Raw genomic sequence first — 13,561 nt, 5'->3', positions numbered from 1 at the left:
TCTCATGCCGCGGCGCGTGGCGCGCGAAAGCGCAGGGTCAGCAGTTCGAACGGCCGCAGGGTCACCTCGACCCGGCGTGGCTCGACCCGCTGGACCGCGCTGTCACCGGTGGGACGTTCGAGCAGGTCGGTGGCCTCGACGGCGTCCCAGTCGACCGAGGTGGTCACGGCCGCCGGGGAACGGTCGCCGTGGGCCTCGTAGAGCCGCAGGACGAGGTCGCCGCTTCCGTCCTCGGCCAGTTTGACCGCCTCGACGACGACGGCGGGGTTCGACACGGCGACGAGCGGAGCCACGGGCGCGCCGTGCCGGGCGCGCAGGGGGAGGTGCTGGCGGTAGCCGTCGGCGACGGCCTCGGGAATGCCACCGGGCCGCAGGCTGACGGTGAAGCTGTGACGCCCCTGGTCGGCGGAGGGGTCGGGGTACCGGGGCGCACGCAGCAGCGAGAGCCGCGCCATCACCATCGGGCGCCCGGACGGTGCCGCGATGGTCCGCAGGTCGTGGCCGTACACCACGTCGTTCGCGATCGCCACGCCCCAGCTCGGTTCGCCGACGTGGATCCAGCGATGGGCCACGGTCTCGAAGCGCGCGGTGTCCCACGACGTGTTGCGGTGGATCGGCCGGTGCAGGTGTCCGAACTGGAGCTCCGACGCCGCCCGGTCCGCGCGCACGTCGATGGGGAAGGCCAGCTTGAGCAGCTTCTGCGACTCCTGCCAGTCGATGTCGAAGGCCAGGTCGAGGTGGCCGTCGACCACGCTGATGCGAACGTCGACCGCCGACTTTCCGATCTCGTGCCGGACGACTACCGCGTCGCTGTCACCGCGCACCCAGGCCGGTTCGAGGAGCTCCCGGCCGGAGCGCTGGTCCTCCTCGTTGATGTCCCAGGCGTCCCACTCGCGGGGGGTGTCACGCAGCAACTGCAGCACCCCGCCCGCGGTCCCCTCCGGGAGGACCTCACGGCCGGCCACGAGGTCGCGGATCGAGACCAGGGCGCCCCGGTCGTCGACGACCACCCGCAGCCGGTCGTCCTCGAGGACCCAGGCCCCGTCCTTCGCGCGTGGTGCCGCCGGTGCGGGCACGGGCGCCGGACCGATCCCCATGGCCGGAACGCCGTGCTGCGCCAGGGGACCGGCGTTCGCGGCCAGCGGCACCTCATCGTCGCTGTCACCGTCACCGGTCAGGGCGGCCAGCGCGGTCTCGATGAGTTCCTCGAGCAACGATTCGACCCGCGCGTACCCGGCTTCGGCGTCCTGGTGAACCCAGGCGATCGCGGTGCCGGGCAGGATGTCGTGGAACTGCTGGAGCAGGACGGTACGCCAGGCATCCTCCAGCTGTGCCGCAGGATACGCGGCGCCCTTCAAGATGGCCGCCGTGGCGGCCCACAGCTCGGCCTGGCGCAGCAGTGCCTCGCTGTGGCGGTTGCCGCGCTTGGTCTTCTGCTGCGAGACGAGCGCGCCTCGATGAAGTTCGAGGTACATCTCACCGACCCATACCGGCGGCGCCGGCAGCTCCGCCTCGGCGGCGGTGAAGAAGGACGTGGGGTCGGTCAGGCGGACGCGGGGTGAGCCGTCGAGGTCGGCCTTGCGTGCCGCCATCGCCAGCATCTCCCGGGTCGGGCCGCCTCCTCCGTCGCCCCAGCCGAAGAGGCCGAGCACCTCGCGGGCCACGCCCTTCTCGCTGAAGTTCCGCTCGGCGCGAGCCAGGTCGGGGCCGTCGAGGTCGGAGTTGTAGGTCTCGGCCGGGGGTAGGTGCGTGAAGATGCGGGACCCGTCGATGCCCTCCCAGAGAAAGGTGGAGTACGGGATGGCGTTCGTCTCGTTCCAGGACGGCTTCTGGGTGACGAAGTAGCGTGCGCCCGCCGCCGTGGCGATCTGCGGCAACGACGCGGTGTAGCCGAAGGAGTCCGGCAGCCACACCTCGTCCGACTCGACCCCGAACTCCTCCAGGAAGAACCGCTTGCCGAGAACGAACTGGCGGGCCAGCGCCTCGCCCCCCGGCATGTTGGTGTCGGACTCGACCCACATCCCCCCGACCGGGCGGATGCGGCCCGCGGCGACGGCGTCTCGAACCCGTGCGTAGAGCCCCGGCTGGCGCTCCTTCAACCAGGCGTACTGCTGAGCCGAGGAGGCGGCGAAGACGAACTCGGGGTCGCGCTCGATCAGGTCGAGCACGTTGGCGAACGTACGCGCCACCTTGCGCTCGGTCTCGCGGGTGGGCCACAGCCAGGCACAGTCGATGTGGGCGTGTCCCACGGCCGCGACGCGAAGGGCGCCCGCCGGCGCCTTCGTCGACAGGACCGGCGCGAGGGCCTCGCGCCCCTGCGCCGCCGTACCGGGCACGTCGTCGGGGTCCATGATGTCGACCATCCGCTCGAGGGCGCTGACGATGGCCGCCCGGCGCATGCCGTCCGGCGGCAGCACGTCCACGAGCCCGTCGAGTGCGGACACGTCCTGCAGGAGCTCCCACACGACGATGTCGCGTCGGGCGACCTCGATGCGGCGCAGGGTGTAGTGCGGCTCGTCGCCGGAGGTTCGCAGGTCACCGAGCAGGGTCGGCTCGTACTCGTGGGGGACCTGCACCACGGGGTTGGCCGCGGCCTCGATCAGGAGGCGGAAGGGGCCGTGCTGCGGCAGCGGCACCCACGCGTTGAGCGGCTCGATCGCCTTCACGATCGAGCCGTCCGGTCGGTAGGCCGTGGCCTCGGCCTGGAACCCGGGCTGCTCGGCGGTGAAGCCGAGGTCGACGACGAGCTCGGTCTCCTCCGGCGCCCAGGCGGTGGGAGCGACGCCCCGCACGTCGAACCACACGGTGTCCCACGGCCGGCCCCACGGCATCCCCATCTCCACCGGCTCGAAGCGCTGGCCGCGGGCCTCGTCGAAGGGGACGGGCTCACCGCCGACGACCCAGGCGCTCACCTCGACCGGCCGGGTCTCCGAGTAGACCGCCGGGGCGAGGCGGAACCGGGTGAACCGGCGGACCCGCTGCATGGCCAGGGCGATGCTGTCCAGACGTACGCGTCCGTGGGGGTTCTGGTCGACGGTCACGAACTGGTCATCCCTTCAGCGCCCCGCCGAGGCTGGAGCGCAGCAAGTGCTTGCGGACGAAGACGTAGAGGATCGCGGGCGGCGCCATGTAGACGATCGAGCTGGCGGCGAGCAGGCCCCAGTCGACCTGGTTGTGCTCGCTGAAGGCGCGGAAGAGCCCGATGGACAGGGGGTAGAGGTCCTGGCTCTGGAGCATCACCAGGGGAGTGAGGAAGTCGCCCCAGACACCCATGAACGTGAGCATGGCGGCGGCGCCCAGGCCGGGTCCGACGAGCGGGAGTACGACGCGGCGGATGGCCTGGATGCGGCTGCTGCCGTCGAGCCAGGCCGCTTCCTCGAGCTCGATCGGCACGGCCGAGACCGTCCCCTTGAGCAGCCACAGGGTGATGGGCAGCTGCAGCACCGCCTCGACCAGGATCAGGCCGTGCAGGGTGTTGGTGAGCTCGAGCTTCACCATGATGAGGTACAACGCCACGATGGTGGCGGGCGCCGGTACGACCCTCACCAGCAGGATGCCGAACATGAACAGCCGTCGTCCACGGAAGTCGAACCGGGCCAGGGCGTAGCCCCCGGCCAGCCCGAGGACGAGGTTGATCGCCGTCGCGCCGACGCCGATGATGAGGCTGTTGACGAGCAACCGAGGAGTGGCCGACTCGGTGAAGAAGTGGACGAAGTTGTCGAGGGAGAGGGAAGGGGCCTGGACGTTGGGGCCGGCGTTGGCGTCGACGGCGCTGAGCACGACCCAGGCGAAGGGTACGACGCAGAAGACGACGAGCAGGGCGATCAGCATCGAGCCCAGCGCACGCTTCACGATCTCGATGCCGGTGAGAGGCCGCTTCGCCCTCGGCGCGACGAGGTTCGCCGTGCGCGACGGCTTCCGGCGGCTCGTGACGGTGGTCATCTCACACCTCGACCTTCGCGAGGCGGACGTAGACCAGGCCGAGGACGAGCACCAGCGAGAGCAGGATCATGGAGGCGGCGCTGCCGATGCCGATCTGCGAGAACTGCAGGGCGCGCTCGTAGATGTAGATCGCGGTGATCGTCGTACGCCCCCCTGGACCGCCCTGGGTGAGGAAGTAGACCAGTCCGAAGGCGCCGATGGTGCTGATCGTGGTGAGGAGCAGGTAGAGGAAGACCGGTCCGCGGATGAGTGGCAGCGTGACGAAGCGGAAGACCTGCAGGGCTGTGGCGCCGTCCATGCGCGCCGCCTCGATGAGCTCGCCGGGGACGTCCTCGAGCGCGGCCTGGAACATGATCATGGCGAAGGCGATGCCGCGCCAGATGTTGACGACGACGACGGACGCCAGGGGTACGACCTGCAGCCAGTCGGTGGGATCGGCGCCGAACAGCCCGGTCAGCCGGTTGAGGGTGCCCGCGGAGTTGTTCGACAGCACGCTCGCCCAGGCCAGGGACGCGACCACCTCGGGAACCACCATCGGCAGGAGGATCGCGGCGCCGACGAGTCCCTTCCCCCGGACCCAGGGCCGGGCCAGCAGGACGGCGGCCGTCATCCCGAGCACGGTCTGGCCGATGATCGCCGAGTAGAGGACGAACTCGCCCGTCCGGCCCAGCGAGGCCAGGAACTCGGAGTTCGACAGCAGGTAGGTGTAGTTGTCGGCGCCGACGAACTGCGGGTCGCGCGCGGCGAACCCGGTCAGCTGGGTGTTGGTGAGGCTGAGGTACGCGCCGTACACGGCCGGCGCCAGGATGAACACGACGATGAGCAGGGCCGCCGGTCCGAGCAGCAGCAGGACCACGGGCCAGGTACGTCGGGGACGCCGCTTCGGCGACGCCTGCCCGGTGGGGCTGGCCGCCGCCGAAGCGGTTGCGGCGGTGGTGGTCATGGGTGGGTGGTCACTCCTTGACGAGGTTGGGCCCGAGGAGGTCCGTCGCGTTCTTCAAGAACGCGTCGTAGGCCTGCGCGCCGTTGGCCTTGCCGTTGATGATGAGCTCGGTCGCCGCGGCAACGGCCTGGGCCACCTGCTCGGAACCGTCCCCGGTCGGTACGTAGACGCTGGTCGCGAGGTCTTTGCCCGCTTGCAGGAGCTTCGGCTCGTCGGCGTACGGCTTGACGCCGGCGAGGTCGTCGCGCGGCGACGCGGCACCGGAGCTCACCAACTGGTCCGCGAGGGGCTTGCCGGTGGAGAGGTACTCGGCGAGGAGCATTGCCGCGTCCTTGTGCGAGGACGAGACCGGGATGCCGTAGCCGAACCCGAGGCCGCTCCACCCGAAGGGCGAGTCACCGCCGCGCAGGCCGGGGTACTGCCAGGTGTCGACCTTCTCGTTGAGGCCCTTGATGGGCGCCTTGCCGTCCGGCCCCCAGTCGAACTTCCATCCTGAGGTGCCCTGCGCCGAGACCTGGATCTTGCCCGCGGGGAACTTGACGTACTTCGTCGGTTCCCAGGGGTTGGGGTTCTCGAGGTCCTGCACCGGGAGCAGGCCCTTGGAGTACATCGTGTAGTACAGGTCGAACACCGCTCGGAAGCCGGGGCTCTTGAGGTCCCACTTGCCGGTCTGAAGGCTGTAGTAGTTCTTGTCCGTGCCGCCGAGGATGGGCTGGAAGCCCTCGGTCCACGTGCTACCGCCCCACGCGGTCCCGGCCGGGATGACGATGGGATTGCCGCCGGTCCTCTGCTTGATCTGCTCGAGGCGGGCGATGAGATCGTTCCAGGTGGCCGGCTGGGCGGTGTCGACGCCGAACTCGGTGAGCTGGTCCTTTCGGTAGAAGAGGTTCTGCACGCCGGTCTCGTGCGCGAGGGCGTAGATCTTGCCGTCCTGGCGGACCATGGCCTTCTTGATCTGCGGGTAGTAGTGGTTCCACCCGTCCCAGTCCTTGAGGTAGTCGTCCAAGGGGGCGAGGTACCCGGCGCCGGCCCACCCCGGGACGAGGCTGTCGCCGATGTCGATGAGGTCGGGGGCCTGCTTGGCGATGAGCTGCTGGGTGACCTTGGTCTTGAACTGGTCGTCGGTGAGGACGTCGGCGACGAGTTTGACCTTGATGTCCTTGCCCTGCTTCTTCATCTCGGCCTCGAAGCCGGGGATGAGCTTGCCCACCGCGTCGATGCGCGTCTGTTGGAACTCCATGACCGAGATGGTCACCGGTCCGTCGCTGCCGTCCTTGCCGCCGTCGCCGCCATCGCTCCCACCGGAGCAGGCGCCTAGCACGCTCGCCACGACGGTCCCGGCGGCGACGATGGCGATCACACGTGTCCGCTTCATCGCGTCCTTCTCCTGCTCACGGGTCGTTGGGCTATTTTGCCCAACCGATGGGGAAAAGCAGTTGTGACAGTAATCCGTCGTTAACACGCCGGTCAAGAAGTGCTGCACTTTTCGCTCGCGAGTCGGTCGAGCAGGAGCCGGTCGCATCTTGGCCCAATCGGTGGGAGAATGGGGCGTCACGGGTGCACGCCCGGCGACCGACAGACGTGTGAGGGAGGCCGAGGTGCTGCGCGGGAGCAACCTGCTCCGCCTGGCGGACTACAACCAAGCGGTCGTCCTTGACCTCATCCGCCGCGACCCGGGACGCAGCCGAGCCGACGTGCAACGCACCTCCGGGCTCTCCTCGCAGACCATCTCGAACATCGCTCGTCGCCTCATCGAAGGCGGGATGGTGGAGGAGAGCGCGCCGCTCGACGCGGTACGGGGGCGGCCGAGCATCCCCCTGAGCGTCAAGGCCGACGGAGCGTTCGCCGTCGGCGTGCACCTCGACCCGGCCCGCCTCACACTGCTGCTGCTCGACCTCGCCGGCGAGGTCCGCGAGCGGCTGCAGCTGCCCATTCCCCGCGACCTCAACCCACGCGACGTGATCTCGCTCATCGCCCTCAACACGGGCCGGCTCATCAGCGCCGCCGGGGCCGATCGACAACGCGTGCTGGGTCTCGGCGTCGCGGTGCCCGGCCCCCTCGACGTCGTCAGCGGTGTCCTGCTCGACCCGCCGCAGCTCCCTCGGTGGCACGACGTGAGACTGCGGGCCGACCTCCACGACTTCACCGGCATGCCGGTCCTGCTGGACAAGGACGTCACGGCGTCGGCCACGGCCGAGCTGCGCACCTCGGCCGGCTCGGACTTCCTGTTCCTCTACCTCGGGTCCGGTGTCGGAGCCTCCGTGGTCACCGCCGGCCAGGTGCTGCGCGGCGTGAGCAACAACATCGGCGAGGTCGGCGACATCCTCGTGGACCCCTCCGCCGAGGACCTCGGCTGGGGCGGGCGACGGGGTGGCCTGGCGGCTGCCTGCGTCCCCGAGGCGCTGGTCATCCAGGCCGCACAGGCCGGGCTCATGCCGCTGCCCGACCTGACCGACTACTCGGCCATCGACGACGCCTGCACCCTGCTGTCGCAGCTGGCGGCCTCCGGCGACCCCAAGGCCTCCGACCTCCTGCGGCGGGCGGCCCACCGCGTCGCCGTCGGGATCGGAGTGCTCGTCAACTTCCTCGACGTCTCACGCGTCGTCGTCGGCGGGCCGATCTGGGACCGCCTCAGCGAGGCATTCCTCCCCGTTCTCGAACCCGCGGTCCGGGACGAGCTCATCGTGCCGCGGCAGTCGTTCTCGGTCGCGGGTTCCGTGGTGAGCGAGCAGGTCGCGGCGCTGGGCGCGGCGGAACTCGTGATGGACCACTTCCTGGCGCCCCGGGCCAGCGTCCTTGTCATGGACTGAGGGTCGAGCACGACCGAATGCTGCCCGCGGCCGCTCACCCGGGCTCAGTGGATCGATCTAGGTCGAGCTCACTCGGATATCTCTTGGTCGCCTGGCCGCGATACGTCGCTGATCACGAGGCTCCTCGCCGTGGTCCGACGGTCCGCTCGACGGGCAGCCGCTGCGTGAGCGGCGGTTTCACGGCGTCCGGGTTCAGCGCACCGAACCGGAGGACGAGATACGGGTGGCCCGGGCCGGGAAGCAGGCGCCTGATGGTTTCGCGGGTGTCGGGGACCTCGATGGTGGCGCTCAGCGGCCGGACGGAGATCGCGAGTTCGGTGGCGGTGAGCCAGACCGCGGACAGCGACTCGCCGGCCCGCAGCCAGTCGAGGTCGCCTTCCCCGGCCCCGTAGAGGACCGCGAAAACAGCGGCCCGGTTGCGGGTGTCGGCGATGTCCGTGTCGCCGGGGCCGAAGTCTCGTCGTGGCGCCGTACCCGGCGAGGCTCTTCGGGGAAGGGTGGTAGGAGTTCCGGTGCCGAGGGTCCGGAAACCACCGACCCAGTTCGTCGACTCCTTCTGTGCGGCGGGGTCGTCGGCCTCGACGTGCTGAGCGTGGTCGGTGGCGGCGGCCAGGTCGAAGATCTGGCGGGGTCGTAGCAGGTGCAGCCGGGTGCCACGTGACTCGGCAGCGGCGGCGATGGAGCGCAGAGTGTCGGCGTCGACCGGAGTTCCGGCCATGGGCCGGCGGTCGGTGTGTCGCAGTCCGATGGTCTGCAGGCGTCGGGTCGCGGCGGGCTCGATCGGGATGCGGGCGTCGACGCGGACGGTCGCGAGGTGGCCGGGTCTGGCCGCGTTGGGCAGGCGGGTGACGATGCTGTGCCAGCCGTCCGCGGCGAGGCTGATGAAGGCGTGGTGCAGTGCTGCGCCGCAGCTGAGGATGGACAGTTGACGGGTCGGGGCGGTGGCCGCCAGGGTGCGGCCGTCCTGGATCCACAGCTCGAGCTGGTCTCCGTGCCGCCGCCAGCGCCATGGTGGTGCGTGGTCAATTGATGGGGCATGACCGGCCGCGGTGGTGGCGTTGTTCAGCGCCAAGGTCACCGCCTGGGCGTCGAAGGTCCGGGACGAAGCCATCATGCTCTTCCTTCGCACGGGCCGGGCACGGAGCCCGCTGCCGAACGCCCCAGCGACGGGTGGTCCAGGTGTGCGATGAGGGTTGCGGTCATCAGAATTCGGTCGGCAGCTGTGTGCCGTTGAGGGTCGGCGGCTCGGTCGAGTTCGAGCCGCGCGGCGGCGCGGTGCGCGCCGCGGTGTTCTCCCGGGCGAGGAACGAGCCGAGCTCGCCGATGGTGCTCATCAGCGGGGCCGGGAACACCACAGTGCTGTTCTTGTCGACGCCGAGTTCCACGAGGGTCTGCAGGTTGCGTAGTTGAAGAGCGAGAGGGTGCGCCATCATGATGTCCGCGGCGGCGCCGAGCGCGTCCGCGGCGAGTGCCTCACCCTGGGCTGCGATGATCTTCGCGCGTTTCTCCCGCTCGGCCTCGGCCTGCCTGGCCATGGCGCGTTTCATCGTGTCGGGCAGTTGGATGTCCTTCAGCTCGACGAGCGTGACTTCGACACCCCAGTCCTCGGTGGCGCCGTCGAGGATGGTCTTGATGTCGACGTTGATCCGGTCGGTCTCGGACAGAGTCTCGTCGAGGGTGTGCTGACCGACGACCTTGCGCAGTGTGGTCTGGGCGATCTGGTTGATCGCCACGCCGACGTTCTCGATGGCGACGACCGACTTGACCGCGTCGACGGCCCGGAAGTAGGCGACGGCGGAGACGTCGACGCTGACATTGTCCTTGGTGATGATGCCTTGCGACTGGATCGGCATGGTGACGATCCGCAGGCTCACCCGGTGCAGCACATCGGCGAACGGGATGATCGCGGTCAGCCCGGGCCGCCGAACGCCGATCACCCGGCCCAGCCGGAACAGAACTCCCTGCTCGTACTGCTTGACGACCCTCAGCGCGAGGGACGCCAGGACGAGGATCACCAGGACGATGACGACGATCCACAGGTACCGCATGGAGAATCCTGACTTCGGCCGTGGCCGGATAGTCGTGCCCGGGGACAACATCTGACAGCGACTGCTCGGTCGCTGCGGGGGCGAAGAAACGCCGGAACACCGCGAAGGCCGACCGGCCACCAGGGTCCAGGGCGACGTGCCAACCCTACGCCCTGTTCCCAGTCCCCGGCCGTATGGGCGAGGCCCGATCAGGGGAGTCTGATCGGGCCTCCGGTCGTTCAGGTCAACAGCAGACGATCGACCGGCCGGCGCAGAAGAGCCGCGATTTCCAGCTCGGCGTACGTCGGTCGCGGGCCGTCCACGGCGGTACGCCCGCCCGTCCGCGCCGCACCTCGCGTGGCCTCGGCGATGCGCCGTCGCGCGATGCCGGTTATCCATCCGGTCACGTCGGCCTCGGCCATGCGCCGGCAACCCGCCAGCCACCAGACCTCGAGGTAGGTGGCGGCAAGTATCTCGTTGACCCGGACAACGCCCGTCTGATCGATCGCCAGCTCGGCGCGGACAGCGTCCGAGGTCCGCTCGAACAGGGCTGCGAAGGCCGGCACGCTACCCCGCGAGATCAAATCGATCAGGGCGGCACAGGTGGCCTTCTGGAGATCGATGCGTACCGCTCCGGCACGCGGCAGGCAATCGGGGTCGGGGTCGAGGCAACCGTCGGTCACGGCAACTCCAGGGCGTCGAAGATCGAACGCCGCCGAGGTCCGGAGCGACAGGCTCGGTGTCGAGCCACAACAAAGAAAATACGGGGTGGTCATCGCCGGAGCCACCAGGTCGCCCGATCGGGACCACAGGGCGGGTTTCCGGCCCGATGTGCCGGCCGTCCGCCCACGTCGGGCCGGCTGATGATCAGTGGGGGAGGATCCGGCCGGCGAGGCCGGGTTCGGTGGTGATGGCATGCGCGACATCGGTGAGTTTGCGATTGTGGTCGCGGGCGTACCGGCGGATCGCGGTGAACGCGTCGTCGACGGAGACGCCGCACGCCTGCGCCACCGCCCCTTTGGCCTGTTCGATGGAGATCCGGCTGTTGAGCGCGCCCTGCAACTGCTCGGTGAGGATCTCGCTCTGGCGGATCGTGCGTTCCTGCAACAGCCCGACCGTGGCGATGTCGGTGAGGGCCTGCATGATCGATATGTCGGTGTCGGTGAAGTCGCCGCCCTTGGTTCCGCCGAACACGTTGAGCGCACCTATCGCGTGCTGCCGTACCCGCATCGGGAAGGCGTGCACCGACTGGTAACCGGCCGAGGTCGCACGAGGGGCGAAGTGGGGCCAGCGGCCGGCGGCGGCCCCGAGATCGACGTTGATGACCGGCTGCGCGGTGGTGAACGCTTCCAGGCAGGGGCCTTCCGCGTTCTGCAGCTGAAACAGCTCCAGCAGCTTGGCGTTCTCGTCGGAGGCGGCCATGAACTCCAGACGCCCGAGCTCGTCGGCCATGACCAGCCCGGTGGCGGCGGCACCGACCAGGCTGGTGGCCCGTTCGGTGAGCGTGTGCAGGAAATCGATGAGGTCGAAGTCGTCGACGAGTGTGTCGGCCGCCTCGACGAAGATCGCCGCGAGTCGTTCCGCGGAAACGGTGGTCATGCCTGCCTCCCGGCTAGCTGTGCAAGATTCGGGGTCGGTCATGGGCGGTCCTGGTCGAAGCGGAGACGTTGCGCGACGACGTCGCGCGCCACCTCGTCGAGACGGCGGCTCTGGGCGTACGCGTACGCCCGCATCCGGACCAGCGCCTCGCCGAGGCTGACGCCGAGCTGGACCATGACCATTCCCTGGGCCTGGAACAACTCCGCACGATGCCCGACGTCGACGGTCAAAGCGGACGGCATCGTGCCGTCCCCGGTGCGGGCGCTCGTGTCGCCTTTCCGGTCGAGCAGCGCCTCCACTGTCACGTCGGCGAAGGTCAGCGCCAATGGCAGGTCCGTGCCGTTCAGCGGGCCGGCCCGCTGCCGGAACACGTCGAGGATGCCGAGGCGGGCGGCGCCGATCTGCAGCGGGAACGCGAACTCCGCGCGTACGCCGTCCCGCACGGCGGCCGGCGCGTAACCGGGCCAGCGGCGGTGCGTCGCGTCGAGGTCGAGGTCGGGGACCAGGACGGGCCGGCGGGTGGTGAACGCGTCGATGCAGGGTCCCTCGCCCGTGATGAATTGCAACTCCTCGACGCGTTCGCTCAGCGGATCGGAGGCGGCGCACATCCCGGGGGCGCCGTCGTCGGTCATCACGCTGATGCCGACGCCCGAGGCCGACAACGCCCGCGCGGCTGCCTGGCAGACATGGTGCAGGAAGACGGCGGTCGACATGCCTGGCCGCGTGGTGTCGGCGACCAGCCGGCGTACGGTCTGCGCCTGATCATCCATCGCTTCCACCATCGCGACCCGCCTCGTTCACCCCGCGGAACGATCGCCTGCTTGCCGGCATACGTCGCATAGCCGCACCTTTCGTTCTGGTGCCGCCAAGGGCCGGGGCAGCAGGTCCGCAAGGATCGTATCGTGGCGCCGGTGTGCCATCGGGGCCGCTCGTCCAGGGCGGCACCGGAAAACGTTTGATCGTCGCGGCGGCGTCGGCCACGATGCCCTCGTGCACACCTACCTGACCACCGAGCGCCTGATCCTGCATCCCTTCACCGGCGCCGACGCGGACCTCCTGATCGAACTGGACAGTGACCCGGCGGTCATGCGTTACCTGACCGGCGGTGAGCCGACCGCACCGGAAACCATCCGCGAGCGGGACCTGCCGAGCATCCTCGCCGGCTACGAGCGGACCGGCGGCGAGTTCGGGGTGTTCGCCGCGCGGACCAGGGACAGCGGTGATTTCGTCGGCTGGTTCTTGCTGCGCCCCGAGCGGGAAGGCCCACTGGACGAGGTCGAGCTCGGCTACCGGCTGCGCCGGGCGGCGTGGGGCAAAGGGTACGCCACCGAGGGCTCGCGAGCCTTGCTCACCAAGGCGTTCACCGATCTTGGCGTGCGCGTGGTCTGGGCCGAGACGATGTCCGTGAACGGGGGCTCCCGCAAGGTTCTGGAGAAGGTCGGGATGACGGTGACGGAGACTCTCGAGACCCCCGACGACATGCGGATGATCGAGGGCGCCGAGGACGGCGGCGTGCGGTACGAGATCACCAGAGAGCAGTGGGAACAGCGTTAGCCGGCCTCGGCCGCGGACAGCGCGGAGCCGACGCCTCCCACACGACCGGCTGAAGGTGTGCCGCGTCCACAGTAGGCGTACAGTCACACCTGCTACCCCAGACCCCGGCGGCGTGACATGTCCGCGACGGCCCACAGGCGGGGTTCCGTGGACGAACCGAACGCAGGCACCTTCTCAGCGTGACACGCGTTGCTGTCTGCGCCCATCTTGCGCGTCGGCGTGCTGCGTTCCGCGGTTCAAACCTCTCGTGTCTCCGCGAGGAAGGCATCACGCGCTCTGTTCGTGCGGTTGTCCATGCTCCCCATCAGTACTTGGAGGCGCCATCGTGAGCCACCCTCGCAAACATCGACTTCGCAGCGGCATGCTCGCCGCCGTCGCGACCCTGGCCGTCGGGCTGCCCATCGCTCTGTTCGGCGGCGCAACGGCAGCCTGGGCCGCTGTTCCCTGCGTGGTAGGGCCCGGAGTGACGCAGACCGACACGACCGTGACCGGAAGCCCCGGCAACGACACGATCGATTGCGGCGGAACGAACCCCGGAAAGATCATCAACGGCAACGGCGGCAACGACACGATCACCGCTACGGCCTTCGATGACACCGTCAACGGCGGCGACGGTAACGACACTCTCACCGCGGGCGGTGACACGACGATCTGAAAAGCTTCCATGGCAACCCCTGCCGTTGGCG

Annotated in this window: 12 protein-coding genes; 3 read left to right on the top strand and 9 right to left on the bottom strand. The window is 69.5% G+C overall.

Going from position 1 to position 13,561, the window contains the following annotated elements; all coding sequences use genetic code 11:
• Positions 1 to 2: 2 nt before the first annotated feature.
• From ACGFIO_RS28125 to ACGFIO_RS28110, 4 genes are read right to left on the bottom strand one after another with little or no spacing between them, the layout of a single operon-like run.
• The gene (locus ACGFIO_RS28125) at positions 3 to 3,041 is read right to left on the bottom strand and encodes an alpha-mannosidase (protein ID WP_392830126.1); all 3,039 of its coding nucleotides are present in this window, start codon (positions 3,039 to 3,041) and stop codon (positions 3 to 5) included.
• Positions 3,042 to 3,048: 7 nt separating this feature from the next.
• A complete protein-coding gene (locus ACGFIO_RS28120) occupies positions 3,049 to 3,942 on the bottom strand; it encodes a carbohydrate ABC transporter permease (protein ID WP_392830124.1) in 894 nt (297 codons plus the stop codon).
• A gap of 1 nt (position 3,943) precedes the next feature.
• Positions 3,944 to 4,885, bottom strand: coding sequence for a carbohydrate ABC transporter permease (locus ACGFIO_RS28115; RefSeq protein ID WP_392830122.1), 942 nt, complete (start codon positions 4,883 to 4,885; stop codon positions 3,944 to 3,946).
• Between the two features lie 10 nt (positions 4,886 to 4,895).
• Positions 4,896 to 6,260, bottom strand: coding sequence for an ABC transporter substrate-binding protein (locus ACGFIO_RS28110; protein WP_392830120.1), 1,365 nt, complete (start codon positions 6,258 to 6,260; stop codon positions 4,896 to 4,898).
• Positions 6,261 to 6,468: 208 nt separating this feature from the next.
• On the opposite strand from ACGFIO_RS28110, the gene ACGFIO_RS28105 reads away from it, so the two are divergent.
• Positions 6,469 to 7,695, top strand: coding sequence for an ROK family transcriptional regulator (locus ACGFIO_RS28105; RefSeq protein ID WP_392830118.1), 1,227 nt, complete (start codon positions 6,469 to 6,471; stop codon positions 7,693 to 7,695).
• A gap of 112 nt (positions 7,696 to 7,807) precedes the next feature.
• Here ACGFIO_RS28105 and ACGFIO_RS28100 read toward each other — a convergent pair whose 3' ends face one another.
• From ACGFIO_RS28100 to ACGFIO_RS28080, 5 genes are all read right to left on the bottom strand, one after another.
• Positions 7,808 to 8,809, bottom strand: coding sequence for an Acg family FMN-binding oxidoreductase (locus ACGFIO_RS28100; protein WP_392830116.1), 1,002 nt, complete (start codon positions 8,807 to 8,809; stop codon positions 7,808 to 7,810).
• An 88-nt stretch (positions 8,810 to 8,897) separates the two neighbouring features.
• Positions 8,898 to 9,743, bottom strand: coding sequence for an SPFH domain-containing protein (locus ACGFIO_RS28095; protein ID WP_392830114.1), 846 nt, complete (start codon positions 9,741 to 9,743; stop codon positions 8,898 to 8,900).
• Positions 9,744 to 9,961: 218 nt separating this feature from the next.
• The gene (locus ACGFIO_RS28090) at positions 9,962 to 10,498 is read right to left on the bottom strand and encodes a hypothetical protein (protein ID WP_392830113.1); all 537 of its coding nucleotides are present in this window, start codon (positions 10,496 to 10,498) and stop codon (positions 9,962 to 9,964) included.
• 91 nt (positions 10,499 to 10,589) lie between these two features.
• A complete protein-coding gene (locus ACGFIO_RS28085) occupies positions 10,590 to 11,321 on the bottom strand; it encodes a GAF and ANTAR domain-containing protein (protein WP_392830111.1) in 732 nt (243 codons plus the stop codon).
• A 38-nt stretch (positions 11,322 to 11,359) separates the two neighbouring features.
• Positions 11,360 to 12,091 (bottom strand): GAF and ANTAR domain-containing protein, encoded by a 732-nt coding sequence (locus tag ACGFIO_RS28080; RefSeq protein ID WP_392830109.1) that lies wholly within the window; start codon positions 12,089 to 12,091, stop codon positions 11,360 to 11,362.
• Positions 12,092 to 12,311: 220 nt separating this feature from the next.
• Between ACGFIO_RS28080 and ACGFIO_RS28075 the strand changes: the two genes are divergently transcribed.
• Together ACGFIO_RS28075 and ACGFIO_RS28070 are read left to right on the top strand one after the other, a co-directional pair.
• Positions 12,312 to 12,875 carry a GNAT family N-acetyltransferase gene (locus ACGFIO_RS28075; protein ID WP_392830107.1) on the top strand — a complete coding sequence of 188 codons (564 nt, stop codon included), beginning with the start codon at positions 12,312 to 12,314 and terminating at the stop codon, positions 12,873 to 12,875.
• 361 nt (positions 12,876 to 13,236) lie between these two features.
• Positions 13,237 to 13,530 carry a hypothetical protein gene (locus ACGFIO_RS28070; RefSeq protein ID WP_392830105.1) on the top strand — a complete coding sequence of 98 codons (294 nt, stop codon included), beginning with the start codon at positions 13,237 to 13,239 and terminating at the stop codon, positions 13,528 to 13,530.
• Positions 13,531 to 13,561: the final 31 nt, after the last annotated feature.

The sequence above is a fragment of the Actinoplanes sp. NPDC049265 genome (genome assembly GCF_043197135.1).
In the GTDB taxonomy this organism is placed as follows: Bacteria; Actinomycetota; Actinomycetes; order Mycobacteriales; family Micromonosporaceae; genus Actinoplanes.
The sequence above is the reverse complement of the archived record's forward strand: the minus strand, read 5'-3'. Positions and strand labels throughout refer to the sequence as shown.

What these genes read in the sequence shown, in the direction of transcription:
- ACGFIO_RS28120 (WP_392830124.1), bottom strand. Translation starts at nt 3,942, where the DNA reads ATGACCACCGTCACGAGCCGCCGGAAGCCGTCGCGCACGGCGAACCTC.
- ACGFIO_RS28115 (WP_392830122.1), bottom strand. Translation starts at nt 4,885, where the DNA reads ATGACCACCACCGCCGCAACCGCTTCGGCGGCGGCCAGCCCCACCGGG.
- ACGFIO_RS28110 (WP_392830120.1), bottom strand. Translation starts at nt 6,260, where the DNA reads ATGAAGCGGACACGTGTGATCGCCATCGTCGCCGCCGGGACCGTCGTG.
- ACGFIO_RS28100 (WP_392830116.1), bottom strand. Translation starts at nt 8,809, where the DNA reads ATGATGGCTTCGTCCCGGACCTTCGACGCCCAGGCGGTGACCTTGGCG.
- ACGFIO_RS28095 (WP_392830114.1), bottom strand. Translation starts at nt 9,743, where the DNA reads ATGCGGTACCTGTGGATCGTCGTCATCGTCCTGGTGATCCTCGTCCTG.
- ACGFIO_RS28090 (WP_392830113.1), bottom strand. Translation starts at nt 10,498, where the DNA reads ATGACCACCCCGTATTTTCTTTGTTGTGGCTCGACACCGAGCCTGTCG.
- ACGFIO_RS28085 (WP_392830111.1), bottom strand. Translation starts at nt 11,321, where the DNA reads ATGACCACCGTTTCCGCGGAACGACTCGCGGCGATCTTCGTCGAGGCG.
- ACGFIO_RS28080 (WP_392830109.1), bottom strand. Translation starts at nt 12,091, where the DNA reads ATGGATGATCAGGCGCAGACCGTACGCCGGCTGGTCGCCGACACCACG.
- ACGFIO_RS28070 (WP_392830105.1), top strand. Translation starts at nt 13,237, where the DNA reads ATGCTCGCCGCCGTCGCGACCCTGGCCGTCGGGCTGCCCATCGCTCTG.